Here is an 18,008-nt window from a genome sequence, read left to right as displayed (position 1 = left end):
GTAAAAGCGTGCGTGCTTATTACGTGTATCCCTCTTGGGGGAGGGAGTCCATACATCTCTGTGGTGAAAACGTATCTCATTAAATTGAAGATAACCACAGAGGCACAGAGATCACAGAGTGGTTTAAGGGAATGATGGTTCTGCTGGTTTTCTTTGCGTGCTTAGCGTCTTTGTGAGAAGGCTTTTTATTCACCGCCGAGACGCAGAGAACGCCGAGATTTCAAGGGCCTGAATCAAATGACCTCTTGCTTCTCTCTGTGCCCTCCGCGGTTCTGCGGTGAAAACGTATCTCACTAATTTAAAGATAACCACAGAGGCACAGAGATCACAGAGTGGTTGAAAGTGTGGTCACTCCCCTGGCTTTCATTGCTTACTTAGCGTCTTGGCGAGATGCCTTCTATTATTCACCGCCGAGGCGCAGAGGACGCTGAGATTTCAAGGGCATAGATTGAAAGACTTCTGCATTTCTTCGTGCCCTCTGTGTCTCTGTGGTGAAAACGTATTTCACTAAATTAAAGATAACCACAGAGGCACGGAGATCACAGAGTTTTTAAGAACATCTATCAAGTAACCTCTTGTATTTTTCCGTTCCGTCTGTGGTTTGATGGTGAAAACTATCTGGCCTTAGCTAACACTCTGCAAAGGTTGCAGCAGGGCCTGCAGGCTTTCGGCGTTCAGGCCGCTGCTGTTATCGGCCAGTTCGTCGGCCAGAATGGCCCTGGCCAGGCGGCTCTTTTGTTCCTGCAATGACTGAATACGCTCTTCAATGGAGCCTTCCACAATCAGCTTATACACAAATACGGGCTTGTCCTGGCCGAAACGATGAACGCGGTCGGTGGCCTGATTTTCCACCGCCGGATTCCACCAGGGATCGTAATGGATCACAGTATCGGCTTCGGTCAGATTGAGGCCAGTACCTCCGGCTTTAAGGCTGATCAGAAACAGCGGCGCATCGCCTTGCTTAAACTGGTCGATAACCTGCTGGCGCTGGCGGGTAGCACCGGTTAGCTTCACATAGCCTATGCCTTGTTTTTGCAACTGCTGCTCAATAATTTCCAGCATTGAGGTGAACTGGGAAAACAGCAAAATGCGCCGCCCTTCACTGACCAGTTCCGGCAGCATCTCCATCAGCAGTTCCAGCTTGGCCGATTGCTTGACCTTCTGTGCTGAGGCAAGCGACAGCAACTGCGGATGACAACACACCTGACGCAGTTTCAGCATGGCATCAAGAATTTCAATCTGACTGCGGGCCAGGCCCTTATTGGCAATCACTTCGCGCAGGGTGTCATCTACTGTCAGTCGCACCGACTCATAAAGTTCAGCCTGTTTGCCTTCAATTCTGACCTTGCTGATAATCTCGGTTTTGGCCGGTAACTCCTGGGCGATTTTGTCTTTGCTGCGCCGCAGAACAAAGGGGCGGATACGTTCGCTGAGCAATTGCCGACGCGCGCCATCCTGCTGCTTTTCAATGGGGGTACGGAACAACTTGCTGAAGTGACTATGGCTACCCAGCAGGCCCGGCAGCAGTAAATTAAACTGGGCCCACAGCTCGCCCAGGTGGTTTTCCATCGGCGTGCCGGTCAGGCACAGCTTGTGGCTGGCCTTAAGACCTGAAACGGCTTCATATAACTTGGTGCCGGGGTTTTTCAGGGTCTGGGCTTCGTCCATCACCAGATAATGCCAATGCAGTTCGGCCAGAATCTGACTGTCGCGTTGTACCAGCGGATAGCTGGTGATCACTACATCGGCAGCGGCCATCTCGGCCAGGTGCTGGTGTCGGTTCGGCCCGTACAACAGTATGCTGTGCAGATGCGGAGCAAAGCGGGAAAGCTCTGCCTGCCAGTTAAAAATTACACTGGTGGGGGCCAGGATCAGGGCGGGCTGGGTAAGTCTGCCGGCCTGTTTTTCCACACATAAGTTAGCAATGCTCTGTAATGTCTTACCCAGGCCCATATCGTCGGCCAGAATACCGGCCAGGCCGTATTCACGCAGAAATTGCATCCAGTTCAGGCCCTGATGCTGGTATGGGCGCAGTTGTGCCTGCAGGGTATCCGGCACCTCTACCTGTTTGATACCGTCAAAATGGCGTAGCTTTTCCGCGGTCTGGCGCAGCAGGTCCAGACCCTTGCCGATGGCTTGGTGATTGTCCAACATGGCCAGTGTCTGATGGCTCTGAAAGCGGGACAGTTTAAGGCTGCCGTCCGGATTCAGATTGCCCGGCATAAATAGCTCAACAAACTGGTTTAACAACGGGCGGATCAGGCTTAGTGGCAACGGCAAGGCCTGCGTGTCGCTAAGCTCAATAAACAGATGGCTGTGCTCATCCTGACTGCTGTCCTGCAGGCTGGCCTTAGGCAGTTGTTGCAAAGCGCTGCGCAATATCGGGAACAGCGGCAGTTTATGCCCGCCCACATCAATCATCATAGCCAGGGAAAAGTAATCCCCTTCCTGATAGTCGATCTGAGTTTCAATATTGGCTTCGGTAGCAGCTATCTGGTATGGGAAGCCGTCTTCTATTTCGATCACCCATCCGGCTTGCTTAAGGCCGGGCAGCAGATTATGCAGCAGGGCAAACCAGGTCTGGTTGTCACCTTTTAAGTCAAACTGGGGGGCCGACCAATAATTAAAGTTGGCCTGCGCCAGTGTCAGGCCGTTTGCACGGAGCTTATCGATGGCCTGCTGTTCAAACTGCTTATCACGGGGAATCGCCTTGCCATCCGGGCTGTATAATAGGGTATCGGCGGCATAAGGGCTGATGCGCTGGCCCTGATAATCAAAGCTCAGCCGTGCTACGCAGCTTTCAGGGTGGCGGCTGAGTTTTTTAAGCAGCAGGTGCGGTAGTGGCGGCTGGATAGCAAGACTTTGCGCCACAGGTGGGGCCGGGACTTTGTTGGTTTGTTCACCCAGTAACTGCCGCATCATCGGCCAGGCCCAGGCCAGTTGCTGTTCCTGCATTGGCGGGCTGTCAATAAGTGCCAGGGTTTGTTTGGCATCCAGACCAAAATCCACTGGCACCAGTTGCTGGTGAACATCATCCAGATAACAAAGGGGATTGGTCGGCACCAGCTCCAGTGCACCAGCAGGGGCACCCGCTACAATGGGATACAAACTGTGGCTGTTGCCTTGCTGTACCCACTTCAGCTCGCCAGCAAGTGGCTCGGCCAAAGATAAGGGCAAATCACCCATATGCTGCCAGTAGCTGCGGCCGCTTGCCAGTATCGGGCGTAGCGCATCTAACTCGCTGACGATTCCCCAGGGGTCGCGATGCGCCAGCAGGCTGGCCAGCAACTCGCGGTCCGGCTCCTGCACCTGGCGCAGCAATTGCTCAGATACATAGGTATTGCGCAGGCTTTTACTCAGATTGCCGCTTTTCAGTAGCCTGGACAGTCGCACTTCAACCCGTATACCGCTGCTGTCGCGGACTCGTGCTGGTGACAGCAAATACACCGGAACATCCTGCTTGGCGGAAGGTGGGCGTGGGCTCGACGATTTCAGGCTTTCCAGCCAGTCGGCCACCACCTGATCCGGGGTATCCAGCATGGGGTTGTTGTTATCCAATACGGCATGTACCAGCGCCGCGGCATGTTTGCAGAAACGCCCCACCGGGCAACTGCAATCACAGATAACTTTTTTCAGGCCCCAGTCGATAAATGCATCATAACTGCCACGGCCCCGCTCGCTGGTGACGTCGCCGCTCAGCATTTTTTCTTCCGGGTCATAATTCAGACTGTCGATATGACCTTGCTGGTAAAGATAGCGACCTTTTTCCCAGTCGCGAGTAGAAAAAAGCTTTTCCAGCTCTTTAATCGAACGCATAAAACAGGCTGTGCTCCGCCAGGGCCCTAATCAGGGCCGTTATGATGTCACAGCCTGGCTGCTGATTGCCACAAAAAGCCACATATCAGCGCAGAGACGCCGGGAGTGCAGAATTTTTAATTGCACTATTTGCATGGCTCCTGCATTTCTCCGTTCACTCTGCGCCTTTGCGGTGAATATTTTCGAATGCGGTGTCTCTGTTTGAACTTAGTGATTAAAGGTGCTTCTGCAGCCTAAGTGCCTCACCGTCCACTTCCACCTCGGCCACAACCTGCACTTTAATTTCGCCCTGATACTCCGGCGACAGAGTAAAGCTATAACTTGTTTCCAACTGTTCATATGGAGCAAAGCTGATGGGCTGTTCGACCCGGCTTTGGTCTACGGCATGACTGGGGAAAACCTCATAAATCAGCTTGCCCTGGCTCTGCCCGGAGTACGGGCCGCTTAACTGGGCGCGAATATGCAATTGTTGCTGGCTTTGCTGTTTTTGCGCGCTTAGGTAAACACCATCAAAGGGTTGTACCGGGGCATTGATGGTCAGTGTGTTGGTCAGGTTCTGCCATTGCAGTTTCACTTCTGCACTTAACTGACGGGCATCGGCAGGGTTGTTAAGGCTAAGGTTATGCACGCCGGTGGGCAGAGATTGCTTTAGAGTTTGTGTCAGTGCGGGCTGCTGTGATTGCCCTTGCCAGGCGATTTCGCCGTTAAGGGTTACCGGGTAGGCGGACGGATTCACCACGCGTAAAAACGGCTGCCCCTGATGATAAGCAATGCTGGCCTGAATACCGCCAAGGTTGGCAATCAGATTATTATCTTTACTCGCCAGTAACTGTGCTTGCAGTGCGTCCAGCTGTGCTGCCAGGGCCGGGTGGCTGGCTGGATTGGGTAACTGGCGCAATATCGACGCCAGCCGCGGTTGGCAGTCTGTTACCAAGGCTTTCAGGTTCTGACAGCTAACAAAGGCCCGGCGCAGAGTCGGCATCTGGGCAAACTGCCAGGGATTGCTCAGATTTTGCGCTTGGTAGCTGGCAGTGGAGCGGCCGTCATTTAAATAGGGGGCCAGCTTATGACTGACATCTTTGGCCAGCAGGCTGATATCTCCCTGGCTAAGCTGTTGATACAACGCTGGATTGAGAGGGTAGCGGAGCCGCTGCACCTGCGTCTGACTACGCAGCACGATTTGCAGGTGGTCTGGCTCGGTTGCCAGGCTGATGCCCAATTGATTAGAGGCCTGCAAGGCGGCAAATACCGCCGGGGTAAGGGCGAAAGCGGCGTAGTCGGCCAGCAGATTGTGGCCCTGAATTTTCAGGTAACGACCATCAACCAGTTGCAGGCTCAGATAGCTGTCCAGGCTATTGTCGGCTTCGCCCTGAAACTGCTGTCTGAATGCCTGGTTATGGCCGGCCAATTGTAATCCCAACGCCAGTCCGACCTGACCACGTTGCAGCTGCTCCGGTACAAATTCAATCAGCAGGCCACTGGCCAGATGAGGCGACGCGCTGGTCAGTTGAATCAGTGGACTTGGCTGCGGCGCTGGAAAGTCCATCACCTGTTGGCTGTTAGCGCCACTGGGCAGGCGAATATCCAGTCTGGGTAACTGCTCGGCCTCACCGCTACGAATAAAATAGCTGCTGCCATCCTGCTCCCAGGGGCCATAGGCAATGTAAAAGCTGGGGCTTAGCTCACGCACAAACCGGGCAAACCCGGCTTCCAGCGCCGGCCAGTCGGGAAAGCTTTCCTTTAACAAACGGTTGGCGGTGGGCAGGGTGGCATCGGAGTGCGGGTTGGCGGCCATCAGGCGGTCACGGAACAGGGCAAAATACTGGGCGCGTAGCGGATCCGACAGCAAAAAATGAATAATAAAGAAGTTCAGACCGCGTTTCAGGGCCGGGTTATCGTTGATTTGCTCAATACTGGGCATGCCGCCGGCATAATATTGTTCCAGGCCCAATTGCAGATAATTCATTGGCGCCCGGTCAAACACCATCACCGTCAGCTCACGGCGCTTTGGATCGTAAACATGGGAAGCGATGGCATCAGCCAGACCTTCAGTGATCCAGTTGGGCGCCCAATTAGAATGCCCTGACAAGGCCATATGAAAAGCATGCATGGTTTCGTGAATCACAATATAGCGCTGGTGCTGCTGGCGATGACTGGGAAAGCTGTATCCGGCACGGTTGTAATACATGGTTTCGCCGCCGGCAGTGGCATGTACACCACGGCCAAAGCCGTCGTCCAGCATAGCTTCGCGCACACGCTCGCGACTTGAGCCATACACCACCGCAATACGCTGGCGCTCAATATTGGGCGGCTCGGCACCGAACAGCTCCACATACTGAGGGTAGGACAGCTCCAGTAACTCCAGATACAACCGGACCTTCTCTGCCGGTAAGTCGCTTTGAATGGCGAAGTGTTTGCTGACCCACCAGTTATAGTCAGGACTGTTGGCGATTTTCCCGGCGCTATAGGTGTAAGGGATTTGCTTACCGACAAAGGCGATATCCATAGCCAGCAATCTGGAGGTGCGACCTGCCACCTGAATATCCACTTGTTGCTGACTGGGTGCCGGTATCTGTGCCAACTGGCTGTGGGAGGGGGTGTCAGTTTGGGGCTGAGATGCGCCACAGCCCGACAGGCACAGCAATAACAGAAGTAAGGTGGTGTTTCTTTGCATGGTTTTTAATCGGTTGACTAAGTTGTATATTGCATACAATATAAAATAATTGTTAACAGAGGCCAAGCATTGATATGACACATCAACCTAAAGGCTTTCCCCTGGCATTTTATGTGGCCAATGGCATGGAGATCTTCGAGCGCCTGGCCTGGTATGGTTTTTTTGCACTGTCGTCGGTGTATATGACCACACCCGCCGAGCAGGGCGGCGCGGGGTTTTCTGAGGCGCAGCGCGGCGCACTGCAGGGCATTATTCCGTTTTTTCTGTATCTGCTACCCGTGGTCACCGGCGCGCTGGGGGATCGCTACGGCTATCGGCGCATGTTCCTGCTGTCGTTTGCCATTATGGCACCTGGTTATTACCTGATGGGGCAGGCCGAAGGCTTTGGTAGTTTCTTTTTAGCCATGCTGGCGGTGGCCTGTGGCGCGGCCTGTTTTAAACCTATAGTGGTGGGCACTATTGCTCGCACCACGGTAGCAGCCAATCGCGGACTGGGGTTTGGTATCTTTTATACCATGGTGAACATTGGCGGTTTTCTCGGCCCGCTGGTGGCCGGCTATATGCGCGCCATCAGTTGGGATGCGGTGTTTCTGATGTCCAGCCTGTGGATCTGCCTGAATTTTCTGCCAGCGCTGTTTTTATACCGGGAGCCGCAGCAAGTGCGCTCAACTAACAAATTAGGTCAGGTGCTAAGCGAGGCCCAGCAGGTGCTGGGTAATGGCCGCTTTGCCTTGTTGCTGTTTCCGGCCATTATGCTGCTGATGGCCGCCGGAGTAGGCTGGCTGGGCTATCAGCCCGCTTTTATTGCTATTGCTGTCTGGCTAGTGATTAACTTGTTGTGGAATCGGCTGTGTGCACCCAATGCCCGCCACTGGCTGGCGCAGCCCATTCGCATCAGTAACCTGCCTTTCGCCTTGTACCTGCTGATTCTGACCGGGTTCTGGACCGTCTACAATCAGCTGTTTTATACCTTGCCGCTGTTTATTCGCGACTATGTGGATACAGGCGATCTGCTCAGTTTACTGGCCTGGCTGGGGGAAGATACTCTGGCGTTTCTGGCCCATGTGGATGTCGGCGCTCTTGCCGAAAAGCTGCAAACCCTGGATGCGGCGCTGCCGCTGGAAACCCTGCGCCTGCAACTGGTACACCTTAAGGTCAATGTGCCCCATGAGGTTCTGGCCGGGGCGTTAAGCCAGTTAGGTCAGAGCGCTTCCCCGGCCGAACTGGCTGCGCATATCGCCCAGGACTGGGCCGGGCGCTATCGCCAGATCAATCCTGAGTATCTGATTAATCTGGATTTTGCCGCCATTGTATTGCTGCAAATTCTGGTCAGCTATGTTTGTCGCCGACTGCACACCTTTAAGGTGCTGGTGGCGGGGATAGTGATCATGGGCGGCGGTATCTGGCTGGCCGCCCTGAATGGGCAATTTGTGCTGGGTGGCAGTCTGATGGTGGTGGTGATCTTATCTATTGCCATGGGCGAAATGCTGACCTCACCCAAAAGCCAGGAATATGTGGCCAGTATCGCGCCTAAGCAGCAAAGCGCGATGTATATGGGCTATTACTTTGTGTCGATGGCGCTGGGTTTTCTGTTTGCCGGGCTGTTATCCGGCTGGGGCTATGAAAATCTGGCTAAACAGCAGGGCCGCCCAGAGTGGATGTGGGGCCTGTTTGCCCTGATTGCGCTGGTGAGTGCCATGGCATTATGGATATTTAACCGCTGGCAATCCCGCGCCCGACAAGACAGAGCAGACCTGAGTGTAGACACCTTATCAGAAGCAGGAGAAGCATGAAGTTTATTGATGCCGGGCAGGTGGCCGATGTCTTGCCCTTTTCGTCACTTATTGATGCGCTGGCGACGGGCTTTTCCGATCCCGGCATTGTGCCGCTGCGCCAGCACTATGATATTGCCAATCCACAAGGGGGACGGGAAACCACCCTTTTGATGATGCCGGCCTGGCAGGCCGGGAAACAGATTGGTGTCAAACTGGTTACTGTGGCCCCGGATAATGCCGAACGTGGTTTGCCGTCTATTCAGGGCATTTACTTACTGATGGATGCCGCTACCGGCTCGGTGCTGGCGACCATGGATGCCCCGGCCTTAACCGCCAAACGCACGGCTGCGGCCTCAGCACTGGCCAGCCGCTTTGTGTCCCGCCCCGACAGCACGCATTTATTAATGGTGGGCACCGGCACCCTGGCGCCGCAACTGATTCAGGCACACATGGCGGTTCGACCGATAAAGCGGGTGACCATCTGGGGGCGCGACAGACATAAAGCCGAGATCGTGGCAGATAAGCTCCGGGGCTTGCCGGTGCAATTGGATGTGGCCACTGAATTGCAGGCCGCTGTATCTCAGGCGGATATTATCTCCTGCGCTACCTTAAGCCGCACGCCGCTGATTCAGGGCGCCTGGCTGCAACCGGGGCAACATCTGGATCTGGTGGGGGCCTACCGGCCGGATATGCGCGAAGCCGATGATGATTGTATTCGCCGCAGCCGTATTGTGGTGGACAACTACCAGGGCGCCTGCAAGGAAACCGGTGACCTGCTGATCCCGATACAAAACGGCCTGCTGAATCCTTCAGCCTTGGCAGCGGATCTGTTTGAACTTTGTGGCGGTGCAAAGGTGTTTCAGCGCCAGGCACAGGATATCACCCTGTTTAAATCCGTTGGCCATGCACTGGAGGACCTGGTGGCCGCGCAATTGGTCTATCAAAGGTTAGGAGTGCATGATGTTAAGTAGTGAAAAACAGGCCCTGTATCGTTTACGTAGGGAGCAGCTATTGGCTCAGCTGGAGCCAGATGCGGTGGTGATCCTGGTGGGTAACCGTCAGCAGGTTCGCAATAAAAACATTCATTATGCGTTTCGCCAGGATCACGACTTTTACTATCTGACCGGCTACGCCGAGCCGGATGCTGTGGCGATTTTACGCCCCGAATGCGATGCACCTTTTGTGTTATTTAATCAGCCCAAAGATGCCCATCAGGAAGTGTGGTTTGCCCAGCGCACCGGGCAGGTTGGGGCGGTTGAAGGTTATGGGGCCAATCTTGCTTATGATATTGCCGAGCTGGAACAGCGCCTGCCTGAGCTGATGGGCCAACGTGCGCATCTGTATCTGGCCGATGAGCTGGGACGTTTTTCCCATCGGCTGGTGGATTGGCTGGCGCAGCAGCGTCGCAGCGTTAAATTTGACCAGCCTAAGATCTTCCGCCATTTGCACTCGGTGCTGCCCTATATTCATGCCAGCCGGGTCATCAAAGACAGCCATGAACTGGCGTTGTTACGCCAGGCCGTGCACGCCTCGGTAGCCGGACATAAACGCCTGATGCAAGTTGCCGCGCCTGGTGTAACCGAATTGCAACTGCATGGCGAATTTCTGGCTGAAATTGCCCGCCACGGCTGCAATGATGTGGGCTACGGCAATATTATCGCCACTGGCAATAACGCCTGCTGCCTGCACTATGAAGCCTATCGTTCGACCTTACAGGACGGAGAACTGTTATTGCTGGATGCCGGCGGGGATTATCAGTATTACACCGCCGATATTACCCGCACGATCCCGGTAAATGGCAAGTTTAGCGGCCCGCAGCGCGATTTGTACCAATTGGTGCTGGCGTCGCTGGATGCGGCCATTGCTATTGTCAGGCCCGGTCTTGGCTGGCAGCACATTTACCCCACCGCCATGCGGGTGTTGGCTGAGGGCATGCTGGACCTGGGCATCTTATCCGGCAGTCTGGATGAGGTACTGGAACAGCAACTGTACGCGCCTTTTACCCTGCATAAAACCGGTCACTGGTTGGGGCTGGATGTGCATGATGTGGGCCCCTACCATGACGATGCTGGCAACTGGCGGACCTTGCAGAGCAATATGCTGTTTACCATTGAACCGGGCTTGTATTTCCCCAAAGATTGCAGCGCGGTAGCGCCGCAGTGGCGTGGCATGGGGGTGCGGGTGGAAGATGATATTCTGGTCACGCCGCAAGGCTGTGAGAATTTGTCGGCCGGTGCGCCGCGCACGGTTGAGCAAATTGAAAGTCTGATGCAGAACGGTGTTTAAGGGCTTTTGCTTTCAGGTGCTTGTAGCAGATGATGCTGATGCCAGAGGGCGCGCAACTGTCCGTTGTCTTTCAGGCGGCTGAACAGGCTGTTAAGCCATTCAATTGTAATGGTGGCGTCCTCGCGTAGTAGCGCGCCATGTTGATACTGCTGGTCAAAGGTATCGGATATCAGCAGTCTGGGTTTAAGTTCGGGATGTTGATGCAGGTAGCGATTGATAAAGGAATAGGCGACCAGACCCATATCGGCGCGTTCCTGCAACAGCAGTTCCATCACCTTGTCCTGGCTGTCTACCAGTTGCATGCCAAAGTGCTGATGTAATCTGTGCGGATCGGCATCCAGATCTGCAAAACCATAGTGGTAGCCCAGCACGCCAACCAGAGTTTTACCTTGCAACTGCTTGAAGTAGCTTTGATGCCGGTCTGACGCGGCCATTGTCACCCACACTTCACCGCCGCTGAACAAGGTCTCTGATGCATGCACTGGGTAGTCCTGCCAACCCCATTGACGGTTTTCGAAAAGCAATAAATCAAATTTGCCATCCTGGAAATCCTTGTATCGGCGTCTGGCCGTGGTGGCATATAAAACAAATTCCACCTCGCTCTGTGCCTGATTCAGCAGATGCAGCACATCAGGGATCACGCCATCGGCTTCCCCCATATGGGTCTGGTAAAAAGGGGGGTAATCATACACGCCGACTGCCAGCGTTTGCCTGGCTTGCGTGGCCATCGGAATCACCAACCCAAGCAGAAAAACAACCCATAGCTTAGTTATATGCAATGCCAGCTCCGGATAAATTCAGTGCCTCGATTATTCGCCAATATCTTCATTCCACAGCTCAGGATGCTGAGTAATAAAGTCCTCCATCATAGCGATACAATCATGATCCTGCAGAACGGTCAGTTCCACTCCGCGCTCACGCAGCAGTGCCTCTTCCCCCATAAAGGTTTTGTTTTCACCAATAATCACTTTGGGAATGCCATACAGCAGAATGGCGCCGCTGCACATGGAACAGGGTGATAAGGTGGTGTAGAGCACCGATTCGCGGTAAACACTGGCCGGATGCCTGCCCGCCCGCTCCAGCGCATCCATTTCACCGTGTAAAATGGCACTGCCTTGCTGAACCCGGCGGTTATGTCCGGCACCGAGGATCTTGCCTTTGTGCACTAACACCGAGCCAATGGGAATACCGCCTTCTGCCTGCCCCAGTCTGGCCTGCTCGATAGCGGCCTGTAAAAATGCATCCATATTTTCACCTTAAATTAATACCGTCGCTGTTATGCCAGCATAAGACAGTTTTGGATTTATTGCTTGTATCTTGCCATTGTCACGTTGGCTATGAATACTGAGGTTGATTAAATTACCAACTATTCAACAGTCCCTGGTCGGTTTGCCAGTTAAGTCTGTGAAGCACCCAGCATGGGGTATATCATCTTATTTTCTGTATAGGAGTATACGGTGAGAATACTAACCAACATCTGCTCGGACAATTTGTCACAAAGTAAACAATTCTATATTGATCTTCTTGGACTTGAGGTGAAATACGACAGTGATTGGTACGTACAACTTTGTGTGCCGGATAATCCGCAAATAGAATATGGGCTTATTCAACGGCAACACGAGTTGGTACCTAAAGAGTACCAGCACCCGCCACAAGGGATGTATGTGACTTTTGTTGTCTCTGATGTCGATAGCGTATTTGACAAAGCGGTTGCATTGGGCTTGCCAATTATTCAGGCACCTAAAAACGAGTTTTACGGACAACGCAGGTTTTTGCTAAAAGATCCTGATGGATGCCTGATAGATATCTGCTCCCCTTACTGAAAGAATTGGTCAGCAATGCATAGCAGCATGTCTGGCTTGTTTACTGACAACTGAGGTCTGAAAACGGCCAACCTGAAAGTGCAGCCATCCATGGCCAGTCACGAAAACTTATGCGGTAACGGGGCGGCCCAGCCCGGCCTTATCGTCTTTAATAGTGCCCTGAACCAGTGGTTTTTTGGGTTCCTTGTAACGCATGGGAGCGAGCTTGGCCTCAATACAGTCGCGGATTTCCTGGGCGGAATAGCCTGACTTTACTTTGATACGCAAGTGGGGAATTCGGGCCGCATCCAGACTGCTGCTGACATACCAGTCACGCTGGCTTTTATATCCGTCTTTACCACCGTTATGCACTAAATCCACCGCAACCACCGGGCTCATATCTGTCTTATCACACAGCACAAAGTCCAGATGACGGGTAGCGGCTTTTTGCATGGCGCCCCGGGCGGTTTTTTTGTCGGTGCCCTGACGCAGGCTGAGAATATCGCTCAGTCGTACCCGGCAGATAATACGGTACTGATGACCCACCGCGCCCTCCAGCAGCTCCAGAAAGGTGCGTTCAACCGGGGTAAACAGGTTACTGCGTTTTTTAAACGGAAAGGCCAGTTTTTCTCCTGTCAGCTTTATGGCACCAATGGCCACCACAATCAGGATCATTAATAAAACGAGGGTTAGTTCCATGGCAGTCTCCACTGAAAAAATGCCGGGCTTTTGACGCCCGGCGACGTTGTGGGAGATTCTGCAATTTAGGTGCCAAGAACCAGGGAGGGGAGCATGTTCCTCGATTTATTGCTTAACCAAAATATCCACCTGGCTACCCTGGCCGTCGTTGGAAATCACCAGCACCCAGTGCCTGGCCGGATCCTCCAGGATCTGCTGGTCTTTGCTTTGACTAAATTGTGCGTCACTGAACTGGGCACGGTAAAACGCCAATACCTGTTGCGGCGACTGCGGCGCAAAGTAGCTCAGAGTGGCGGGCATCTTGTCATTGAACTGCTGGCAATAGCGGGCGTTAGCGGCCAGCGGCAGGTTATGAAACTGTGCCGGACAATCTGTTGTCGCCAGTGTTGTCCCTGATAAGCTTATGCTCACAAGGACGGTTAAGGCCAAAATGGATTTTGCCATCATCTCTCGCAGAGTTTGCTATGTCATATAGAATAGCTATTACTATAGAGCCCCGGCCTTGGGCCGACAAATAGCTGCTGTGATACAAAGGTATGGTATGAGTCTGGAAAAAGTCATGACCAGGCGTCTGGTGACGGTAGAACCAGATGCCAGCCTGGCGGAAGTGCAACGTATATTTGACGCTAAATTATTTCACCACTTACTGGTGGTGGAAAATCACCAATTGGTGGGCATTGTATCCGACCGTGATTTATTTAAGGCCCTGAGTCCTAACCTGGGCACCGCGGCCGAGACCCGCCGTGATACCGCTACTCTGAATAAAAAAGTGTACCAGATAATGGCGCGACACCTTTGGGTGTTGACGCCGGACAATGATATCTACGATGCCATTAATTTTAGAGCGTGTTGACCTTTTGAGTATAGATTTTGTTCAAATTCAGCCCCCTTCTGGTCACGACGCCGGGCTGCAGGCCTAGTGGGCCTAAGTCAAAGCCCGGCAACACAGAGCAGGAGGGGGCTGGGTTGAACCCTTGGGGCAGCGCTTGTGGGCCCTTTCTACGGCGTTATTACTCACTCATGTAGACTCACTACACCACGTTCGCGCTGCCTTGTATAAAGGGCCCACAAACTGCTGCAAAATCATACTCAAAAGGTCAACACGCTCTAGTCAACAGAAGATTTCCTGCCTGCCGGTTATTGATGAAAACCGTCACCCCATTGGTATTCTAAGCTGGCGGGATATTTTACGCTTGCTGTCAGAAGGCAAGGTAAAAAGACAATCCCGCGCTGTTAATCCGCCACTTTCTTATAATAAAGACAGTTAACTCTCTTATTCCAAAAATAAAAGAAATCAATAATTATGTTCTAACTTGAAGTATCTCAGATACTTTTTGCTCCTGTACCTCCATCCATGCTTATGAACCGCTACCGCGCGCATCAAAATGCAGGCTGTGTTATCTGGGTTTCCGCCATTCCATATGGCCTGTACCGATATGTTGGGACCTTCTGGGTCTTCATATTGGCTGTGCTTGGCTTCTCTATTTGTGTAATTATTACTTTACTGTGTTGTAAATATAATGTTGCCATTTGGTGCATTCTGACTAACCTGAAAGTATCAATGTGTCAAGTTAAGGTGTTGAAATATAATAGATAAAATCTTTATTCTGTTGTCTGGATAAGCATTCTGATTGTGTTGATTTAACAGATCATTAACCCATATTGCCCATTGAGATACGTTATTAGATAGTTTGCTGGCGTGTTCAGATACATGTGCCAATAAGTCTAATAACAGATGGGGTTATGCGATGCATAAAGTGCTTACAAAGACCGCGATGGCCGTCTCAATGGCGGTTTCCTTACCTTCTTTTGCTCAGGATACAATTTCAGATACACAAGATACTGTTGAGAATATCTCGGTAACAGGGTCGCGTATTATGCGTACCAGTGCGCAGATGACCACACCGACCACCGTCATCGATGCCCAGACCATCAAGGTGTCCGGGGTAAAAAATATTGGTGAGTTGCTGCACCAGATGCCAGCCCTGGTGGATGGTATCGGCAGCACCAATATTAATGACAACGATGACAATGATTTGGGTAAGGCTGGTTTGCAACTGGCAAACCTGAGAGGGTTGGGGCAAATGCGCACTTTGGTGCTGGTGGATGGCCGACGCCATGTACCCGGAGCCGCGGGGGAAGCGTCGGTTGATCTAAGCATGATCCCGGTTGAGCTGGTGGAGCGGGTCGAGATCATCACTGGTGGAGCCTCGGCAATCTATGGGGCCGATGCGGTTACCGGTGTGGTTAACTTTATCATGCGTAAAAATTATGACGGACTGGCGCTGGATGCGTCGGTGGGCCGTTCATCCCGCAGTGATGCCGACAACAGGGATGTGTCGTTATCCTTCGGACAGAACTTTGCCGACAACCGGGCTAATCTGACTTTCCATCTGAACTACTCCAAACAAGACGAAGTACCGATGACTGCAAGGGACTACGCCAATCAGCGCCCCAGCTTTCTGGCCAACCCCGAGAATACCGGTCCGGACGATGGCATCCCTAATACTGTGTTTACCCCGGACATTCGTTTCCAGGCCCTGAGCGAAGAAGGGGTGTTTTACGTACCCAACGACAATTGGGTACTGGCTGGTACGCCCTTCGATATTATCAATAATCCGCTGCCCCCCACTTTCGCTGATGATCCGTTTGGCCTGGGTTACGACACCTTTATCATTGATCGGGACAGCGGTCAGTTTCGTGATTTTATCCCGGGCAAAAATTGTGCGGTGGTGCCTTGTGACGGCGGTGACGGCTTTCGTACCGCAGAAACCAATACCCTTCGTCAGCCTACTGAACGTTATCTGGCCAATATCAGTGGTAACTACGACGTCACTGACAACCTGTCACTGTTCAGCAATCTGAAATACGGAAAGGTGGAGTCGGCGGCCTCGGGCCAGGCCAGTGTCTTCCATGACGACAACTTTGGCCCGCTAATCGCTATTCGCAGCGACAATCCGTTCAGGCCGCAAGAGCTGGTGGACGTGATGACCGCCCGCAATCTGGATGTAGTGGCGCTGGCGGTAGTGGGCCTGAACAGCCGCAATGTTAACAAGCGGGAAACCCTGCAATTCACCTTTGGTGGTGAAGGGTTCTGGCGCGACTACGGTTATAACTTCTATGTGCAGCACGGCAAAGTGGAGTCCAGTTCAACCTCTCAAGACGTGCTGAATGAGCGCTACTATGAAGCGCTGGATGCCACCACTGATGCGCAGGGTAATCCGGTCTGTCGCAGCGGTAATAGTGCCTGTGTACCGTTCAATCCAATCAATAACCAGGCCAGCCAGGCTGCCATTGATTATGTGGCGGTAACGCTACGTCAGGAAGATGAGATTAAGCAGACGCTGGCATCCTTTTCCTTAAATGGTGATCTGTTCGAGTTGCCTGCCGGTATGGTGGCCTTTGCTGCGGGCCTGGAGTATCGCAAGGAGAGTTCATCCAGCATTCCAGATCCTCTGGCTCAGGCCGTGGACGCTGATGGCGTGGGTTCCGGATTGGTGGGAAGTCGCACGGGGCCAAGCCGTGAGGAAAATAGCTATCTGAATCCGGTAAAAGGCAGCTTTGATGTTAAAGAAATATTCGGCGAAGCCATAGTGCCGTTGTTGGAAGACACGCCGGTATCAGAAAGAGTGGAGCTGGAACTGGCCGCCCGCCTGGCTAATCATAGTGAAACAGGCTCGGATGTGACCTATAAATCCGCCTTGAACTGGACCTTTAACGATATGTTCAGGTTGCGAGGCACCTATTCCAAGGCGGTTCGTGCCCCCAATATTCAGGAGCTGTTTGCGCCGAATTCTATCGCCGGCGCGCGGGTCACCGATCCTTGTCACAATACCGAACTGGACAACGGCCGCGATCCGCAAAATCGGCGTGCCAATTGTCAGGCGCTGGGTATTGACGAGAATTTTGTCTCTGAAGCTTCATTTGGTACCCGTCAGGTTGTCACGCGCGGTAATCTGGCGTTAAAACCGGAAGAAGCCGATACGCTGACTCTGGGACTAGTGGTGACGCCGACTCAAGATCTGAACATGGCCATCGATTTTTGGGATATTGAGATCACGGACGCCATCACCAGCTTCGATGCCTCTGACGTACTGGCTAATTGCGTTGACGGCGCTGGCCTGAATGAAGAATTCTGCAGCCTGATTAAACGTGATGGTGAAGGCCAGATAAACAATATCTCGGTGCAGAATATCAATGCGTCAAAGTTCGCCGCCAGAGGGACTGACCTGGATATCTCCTATCGTTATGCTCTGGGAGACGGTGAACTGGGGTTAACCTTTAAAGGTACTTACCTGGACAAGCGTGAGTTTCGCCAGAACCCTAATGATCCCGAGGACATCAGCAGCCTGGCCGGACGCTGGGACTTCCCCAGGGTCCGTGCCCAGGTGAATACGGTATACAGTACCGGCAGCCTAACCTTGGCATGGGGAGTTAACTACGTTGGTGAGTCCACCTTTAACAAAACCGCTCAGCCTGAGGAATACCCAGATTGGTTTGACAATAAAGTACCGTCCTACTTTAAACACAATCTGCATCTGGGCTATGGCCTGACCGAAAACATCAACCTGTATCTGGATATTAACAATCTAACCGACAAGCAACCGGCCTTCCTGCCTAACATTAATAGCGGCGGTACCTTGTATGATGGTCTGGGTCGTTATTACACGGCTGGGATTAATGTCAGGATGTAAATTCGATACATAACACAACAGGGAAACCCTGGATGGGTATGTCCATGGAAGGACGGTATGCCGATGTTGCAGGGAGCATTCATCGGCGATGTCCATGGAAGGACGGGCAGAAAACCGCTCCTGCGTTTTCTGCACTTCCACCCTCCATGGCGGTCGTATGCCGATGTTGCAGGGAGCACTCATCGGCGATGTCCATGGCGTTCGTATGCCGATGTAGTAGTGAGCAGCATCGGCAACATCAATGCAGTGGGCCGACAATCTT

The 18,008-nt window shown here is 52.8% G+C and carries 13 protein-coding genes; 7 read left to right on the top strand and 6 right to left on the bottom strand.

Annotated features, from left to right (window positions below; all coding sequences use genetic code 11):
- Positions 1-624: 624 nt before the first annotated feature.
- Positions 625-3,816, bottom strand: coding sequence for a DEAD/DEAH box helicase (locus ABD028_RS09560; RefSeq protein ID WP_343844457.1), 3,192 nt, complete (start codon positions 3,814-3,816; stop codon positions 625-627).
- Positions 3,817-4,030: 214 nt separating this feature from the next.
- Complete coding sequence (locus ABD028_RS09555; protein WP_343844455.1) at positions 4,031-6,490, bottom strand: hypothetical protein; 2,460 nt, start codon at positions 6,488-6,490, stop codon at positions 4,031-4,033.
- Between the two features lie 74 nt (positions 6,491-6,564).
- Here ABD028_RS09555 and ABD028_RS09550 point away from each other — a divergent pair, with 74 nt between their 5' ends.
- From ABD028_RS09550 to ABD028_RS09540, 3 genes are read left to right on the top strand one after another with little or no spacing between them, the layout of a single operon-like run.
- Positions 6,565-8,283, top strand: coding sequence for an MFS transporter (locus ABD028_RS09550; protein WP_343844453.1), 1,719 nt, complete (start codon positions 6,565-6,567; stop codon positions 8,281-8,283).
- Complete coding sequence (gene lhpI, locus ABD028_RS09545) at positions 8,280-9,236, top strand: bifunctional Delta(1)-pyrroline-2-carboxylate/Delta(1)-piperideine-2-carboxylate reductase (RefSeq protein WP_343844451.1); 957 nt, start codon at positions 8,280-8,282, stop codon at positions 9,234-9,236. The genes ABD028_RS09550 and lhpI overlap by 4 nt, the downstream gene beginning before the upstream one ends.
- On the top strand, positions 9,223-10,551 hold the full coding sequence (locus ABD028_RS09540; protein WP_343844450.1) for an aminopeptidase P N-terminal domain-containing protein: 1,329 nt from the start codon (positions 9,223-9,225) through the stop codon (positions 10,549-10,551). Before lhpI ends, ABD028_RS09540 begins: the two co-directional genes overlap by 14 nt.
- Here the strand turns inward: ABD028_RS09540 and ABD028_RS09535 are convergent.
- A complete protein-coding gene (locus ABD028_RS09535) occupies positions 10,548-11,279 on the bottom strand; it encodes a substrate-binding periplasmic protein (RefSeq protein WP_343844448.1) in 732 nt (243 codons plus the stop codon). The two genes, ABD028_RS09540 and ABD028_RS09535, sit on opposite strands and share 4 nt — an antisense overlap.
- An 81-nt stretch (positions 11,280-11,360) precedes the next feature.
- Entirely contained in the window at positions 11,361-11,798 is a 438-nt protein-coding gene (locus ABD028_RS09530; RefSeq protein ID WP_343844446.1) for a nucleoside deaminase, read from the bottom strand.
- Positions 11,799-12,008: 210 nt separating this feature from the next.
- On the opposite strand from ABD028_RS09530, the gene ABD028_RS09525 reads away from it, so the two are divergent.
- Positions 12,009-12,374, top strand: coding sequence for a VOC family protein (locus ABD028_RS09525; protein WP_343844444.1), 366 nt, complete (start codon positions 12,009-12,011; stop codon positions 12,372-12,374).
- Positions 12,375-12,482: 108 nt separating this feature from the next.
- On the opposite strand, the gene ABD028_RS09520 is transcribed toward ABD028_RS09525, so the two are convergent.
- Both ABD028_RS09520 and ABD028_RS09515 read right to left on the bottom strand, forming a co-directional pair.
- Positions 12,483-13,052: a DUF2726 domain-containing protein gene (locus ABD028_RS09520; RefSeq protein WP_343844442.1), complete on the bottom strand. Its 570-nt coding sequence runs from the start codon at positions 13,050-13,052 to the stop codon at positions 12,483-12,485.
- A 105-nt stretch (positions 13,053-13,157) separates the two neighbouring features.
- The gene (locus ABD028_RS09515; protein ID WP_146027186.1) at positions 13,158-13,463 is read right to left on the bottom strand and encodes a hypothetical protein; all 306 of its coding nucleotides are present in this window, start codon (positions 13,461-13,463) and stop codon (positions 13,158-13,160) included.
- Positions 13,464-13,611: 148 nt separating this feature from the next.
- On the opposite strand from ABD028_RS09515, the gene ABD028_RS09510 reads away from it, so the two are divergent.
- From ABD028_RS09510 to ABD028_RS09500, 3 genes are all read left to right on the top strand, one after another.
- Positions 13,612-13,905, top strand: a complete 294-nt coding sequence (locus ABD028_RS09510) for a CBS domain-containing protein (RefSeq protein ID WP_343844439.1) — start codon at positions 13,612-13,614, stop codon at positions 13,903-13,905.
- 121 nt (positions 13,906-14,026) lie between these two features.
- Positions 14,027-14,320, top strand: a complete 294-nt coding sequence (locus ABD028_RS09505; protein WP_343844437.1) for a CBS domain-containing protein — start codon at positions 14,027-14,029, stop codon at positions 14,318-14,320.
- 480 nt (positions 14,321-14,800) lie between these two features.
- Positions 14,801-17,746, top strand: a complete 2,946-nt coding sequence (locus tag ABD028_RS09500; RefSeq protein ID WP_343844435.1) for a TonB-dependent receptor domain-containing protein — start codon at positions 14,801-14,803, stop codon at positions 17,744-17,746.
- The last annotated feature ends 262 nt before the right edge of the window (positions 17,747-18,008 follow it).

Source organism: Bowmanella denitrificans, from assembly GCF_039522935.1.
In the GTDB taxonomy this organism is placed as follows: Bacteria; Pseudomonadota; Gammaproteobacteria; order Enterobacterales; family Alteromonadaceae; genus Bowmanella; species Bowmanella denitrificans.
This window is presented reverse-complemented; position numbering and strand designations above follow the sequence as displayed.

Bases quoted from the DNA above. Each gene is read 5' to 3' on its own strand.
- ABD028_RS09540 (WP_343844450.1), top strand. From the start codon at position 9,223: ATGATGTTAAGTAGTGAAAAACAGGCCCTGTATCGTTTACGTAGGGAG.
- ABD028_RS09520 (WP_343844442.1), bottom strand. From the start codon at position 13,052: ATGGAACTAACCCTCGTTTTATTAATGATCCTGATTGTGGTGGCCATT.
- ABD028_RS09530 (WP_343844446.1), bottom strand. From the start codon at position 11,798: ATGGATGCATTTTTACAGGCCGCTATCGAGCAGGCCAGACTGGGGCAG.
- lhpI (WP_343844451.1), top strand. From the start codon at position 8,280: ATGAAGTTTATTGATGCCGGGCAGGTGGCCGATGTCTTGCCCTTTTCG.
- ABD028_RS09510 (WP_343844439.1), top strand. From the start codon at position 13,612: ATGACCAGGCGTCTGGTGACGGTAGAACCAGATGCCAGCCTGGCGGAA.
- ABD028_RS09500 (WP_343844435.1), top strand. From the start codon at position 14,801: ATGCATAAAGTGCTTACAAAGACCGCGATGGCCGTCTCAATGGCGGTT.
- ABD028_RS09535 (WP_343844448.1), bottom strand. From the start codon at position 11,279: ATGGCCACGCAAGCCAGGCAAACGCTGGCAGTCGGCGTGTATGATTAC.
- ABD028_RS09560 (WP_343844457.1), bottom strand. From the start codon at position 3,816: ATGCGTTCGATTAAAGAGCTGGAAAAGCTTTTTTCTACTCGCGACTGG.
- ABD028_RS09550 (WP_343844453.1), top strand. From the start codon at position 6,565: ATGACACATCAACCTAAAGGCTTTCCCCTGGCATTTTATGTGGCCAAT.
- ABD028_RS09555 (WP_343844455.1), bottom strand. From the start codon at position 6,490: ATGCAAAGAAACACCACCTTACTTCTGTTATTGCTGTGCCTGTCGGGC.